The following is a 3,448-nucleotide window of genomic DNA, read 5'->3' as shown; positions in this document are numbered from 1 at the left end:
GGGCACAGCGGCAGTGATGAGCTGTTCGTAGCCGATTTTGTCCGCCAGGTGCGGGCGAACAACACCAACGGAGAAACCAGTGTCGCTTCCTCCTTGCAGAGTCACTCCATGGCTTTTGCTGCCGAGGCTTCGCGTCTTGAGAATGGAAAACGCATGCAAGTCGCCGATTTCGGCAAGCAGGAATAAGGAGCTCAGAGCATGATACGAATTGCACTTGTGGGCTGCGGTACGATGGGGGAAACCCATGCCCATGCCTACACTTCGCTTGAGGATGCCAAGGTGGTTGCAGTCTGTGACATCAGGAGCCACCATGCCGAAGCCTTGGCATCACTCTTGGGTTGTGAAGCCTTCACCTCCTATGAAGAGATGAACAAGAAGGCCGACTATGATGTATTGGATATCTGCCTGCCCACCTATCTTCACAGCCGGTATGCCATCGATGCCATGAAGAGCGGCAAGCACGTCTTCTGCGAGAAGCCCATAGCCCTCACCCTTGAGGATGCCAACCGCATGGTTGAAACAGCCGAAGAGAACAAGGTTACCTTCTCCGTCGGCCATGTGTTGCGCTTCTTCCCCCAATATCAGACGGCGGCCGATCAGATCAAGGCCGGCCGAATAGGAACACCTGCACTATTGAGGACTACACGCAATCAGGCATTCCCCGGTTGGAGCTGGGAGAACTGGTATCAGGACTTGGAAAAGAGCGGCGGGCCTGAAGTCGATTTAGCAATTCATGACTATGACTGGCTTCTTTGCAACTTCGGTCCGGTCACGCGCGTCTATGCAAAGAACCTGGGGCCGAAGCATCCAGAGCAGATGCACACTCTGGCCATCCTGCGCTTTGCAAGCGGGGCAATGGCTCATGTTGAAGCAAGCTGGGCGCTGCCCAAGGGCATCGAGTTCCGCACCACCTTTGAATTGGTGGGGACCGACGGCCAACTGTGCTATGACTCATCACGCGATTGTCCACTCAAGACGCAGCTGGGCAGTGATGAGGAGGTTTCGCTGTTCTATGACAACCCGCTCAGCGAGGAGATGAATCCATACCGTGCAGAGCTTGCAGCCTTTCTGCATGCTGTAGAGCACAAGACGGAGCCGGTTGTCACAGCCGCCGAAGCCATCGCTGCACTGCACATTGCATTGGCGGCCAAAGAGTCGGCCAGAAGCGGGAAGGTGGTACGTCTATGAAAGAATCAAGAATCGGAGTTGTCAGCTTTGAGCACATGCATGCACTGAGCTACACCCAACAGCTGTTGAAATACCCTGAAGTTGTGCTTGTCGGCATCGCAGATGAGGATGAAAAACGCGGTAAGGAGATGGCTGCCAAATTCCAGACAACCTACTATCGGTCCTATGAAGCTTTGCTTGATGAGCAGCTGGACGGGGTGATCATCTGCACCAACAACCGTGACCACGCCAAGGTCAGCATAGCCGCTGCGAAGAAAGGCCTCCACATTCTGGTTGAAAAGCCGTTTGCAACGACAATTGCTGATGCGAAGGCCATGCTTGCTGCTGCAAGGGAGGCTGGTGTTCAAATAATGAACGCCTTTCCGATGCGTTTCAACCCCAATGTAATAGCCGCCAAGAAGAAGATTGATGCCGGTCTGATAGGGGAGGTGCTTACCATCACCTCGATCAATCACGGTAAGATTCCCGGGCTCTGGTTCATCGACCCGTCCCTGTCCGGCGGTGGTGCGGTTATGGACCATACGGTGCACTTGGGGGACTTGATCCGCTGGTTCACCGGCTCTGAAATCAAGAGTGTCTTCTGCGAAAGCGGCGAGCTCTTGCACCATAAGGGCATTGATGACACCGGCTTGGTGATGATTGAACTGGACAACGGGGTGTTTGCCACCATCGATTGCTCATGGGCCCACCATACCAACTATCCCATCTGGGCCCAGGTTGATATGCAGATCATCGGGACGAAGGGCGTGATCGAGCTGAAAGCTTTCGCCCAGGTACTGCATCTGGACGACCAGGCCAACCAATGCTTCGAGGATATCAGTTGGAATGAGGAGGGTGATGAGGGCCTGATCAAGGAGTTTGTCCAGGTGTGTGCAACAGGGAAAACGCCCTTGGTGACCGGTCTCGACGGGCTCAGGGCACTGGAAATCGCTCTTGCCTCCTATGAGTCGAGCAGGACCAATGAAGCAGTAAGCCTTACGCAGGATTGAGAAACAGGCTGTTTGAAACACCGCTTTGGCGATCGCCAAGGCGGTGTTCTTTGGCGTAACATTGAAATGGTTCACAGAAATATGACGAAATATCAGGGATATAGGCCGACTCATGAGACGTGAATATGATTTTTCAAAGGGAACCAAGAATCCTTATGTTTCCAAATTGCCGAAACAACAAGTAACCATTCGGTTGGATTCAGAAACCATTCTTTATTACAAGCAAATGGCACAGAGAACCGGAATTCCTTATCAGACAATTATCAATCTCTATCTTACAGATTGTATGAAGAAGAGTAGGATGTTGGAATTTTCGTTCCCTGAACCATCAAAATGATGAGCAAGGCTGGTCAATCACCTATAGAAACCTAGTAGGGGAGATGAGAAAAATCTCTGCAAGTTGCTTCGCTTTCGCCTTGCTGATTGCTTTTCTTCCATTCTCCAGATCGCATACGTATTGCTTGGCAACACCCAGCGTATCAGCGAGCTGCTTCTGCGTCATATTTGCAAGTCTTCTGTGGAAACGCAGAGTTTTTCCAGGACTCATTTCTGCATCCATCTCTTTAAACCAAGGCATTTCAGCTACGCTCATATACTGGTCATCATCCTCGATATAAAGATCAGAGCCATAATGCTTCTTCAATAACACAACAATATCCTCCGGGATATCACCCTTCATTCGGATATCAATCAAAGGGAGCTTATTCACGACTGCCAACATAGTATACCTCCACAATATACAATCCTTTTTCAGCGTACCAACACGCAATCCAACTCCATCCTACATGACAATGGAATTTGGTGCCTGACGAATTCAGAGTACTGAAATTCCTGTATTCTCTTCGATATGGATCTTTTTCCTGCATATCAAGAATCAATTCGTGGAGTGTGAGTCTTGCATTCATTGGCATTTCCCGTATCACTCTTTGAAATTTCTTCTTCATTATGACTTCAAAGCACATACTTAATAATACCATAAAAAAGAGTACTAAGTAAACAAATATAGTATATCTTTACAAATTGTTCATTGCCCAAAGACGCTAAAGAGAATCTTCTCTATGTGCTGGAAAGATTGTTTTTAAGATAAATGCAAAAGAGCCGCTGAAGTTCAGCGGCTCTCAAAGAGGTGCCAATCGGATTCGAACCGATGCATCAAGGTTTTGCAGACCTTTCCCTTACCGCTTGGGTATGGCACCATGCGTTAGGCAATGTTGACCATACCAGTTTTCTTTTCGATAATCAAGGGGGAATAGTGAGGATTCTTTACAAGG

The 3,448-nt window shown here is 49.4% G+C and carries 5 protein-coding genes and 1 tRNA gene; 4 read left to right on the top strand and 2 right to left on the bottom strand.

Annotated elements, in window-relative coordinates; all coding sequences use genetic code 11:
• From B3F49_RS02020 to B3F49_RS02005, 4 genes are all read left to right on the top strand, one after another.
• Nucleotides 1-186, top strand: a 186-nt coding sequence (locus tag B3F49_RS02020) for a hypothetical protein (protein WP_293908744.1), incomplete at its 5' end; no start/stop codon positions are given.
• Between the two features lie 12 nt (nucleotides 187-198).
• Nucleotides 199-1,188 carry a Gfo/Idh/MocA family protein gene (locus B3F49_RS02015; protein WP_293908743.1) on the top strand — a complete coding sequence of 330 codons (990 nt, stop codon included), beginning with the start codon at nucleotides 199-201 and terminating at the stop codon, nucleotides 1,186-1,188.
• Nucleotides 1,185-2,177 (top strand): Gfo/Idh/MocA family protein, encoded by a 993-nt coding sequence (locus tag B3F49_RS02010; RefSeq protein ID WP_293908742.1) that lies wholly within the window; start codon nucleotides 1,185-1,187, stop codon nucleotides 2,175-2,177. Before B3F49_RS02015 ends, B3F49_RS02010 begins: the two co-directional genes overlap by 4 nt.
• A gap of 112 nt (nucleotides 2,178-2,289) precedes the next feature.
• The gene (locus tag B3F49_RS02005) at nucleotides 2,290-2,514 is read left to right on the top strand and encodes a BrnA antitoxin family protein (protein WP_293908741.1); all 225 of its coding nucleotides are present in this window, start codon (nucleotides 2,290-2,292) and stop codon (nucleotides 2,512-2,514) included.
• Between the two features lie 21 nt (nucleotides 2,515-2,535).
• Here the strand turns inward: B3F49_RS02005 and B3F49_RS02000 are convergent, their stop codons facing one another.
• Nucleotides 2,536-2,898, bottom strand: a complete 363-nt coding sequence (locus B3F49_RS02000) for a helix-turn-helix domain-containing protein (protein WP_293908740.1) — start codon at nucleotides 2,896-2,898, stop codon at nucleotides 2,536-2,538.
• Between the two features lie 403 nt (nucleotides 2,899-3,301).
• Nucleotides 3,302-3,373, bottom strand: a tRNA-Cys gene (locus B3F49_RS01995).
• Nucleotides 3,374-3,448: the final 75 nt, after the last annotated feature.

The organism is Sphaerochaeta sp. UBA5836, from assembly GCF_002432845.1.
Classification (GTDB): domain Bacteria; phylum Spirochaetota; class Spirochaetia; order Sphaerochaetales; family Sphaerochaetaceae; genus Sphaerochaeta.
The sequence above is the reverse complement of the archived record's forward strand: the minus strand, read 5'-3'. Positions and strand labels throughout refer to the sequence as shown.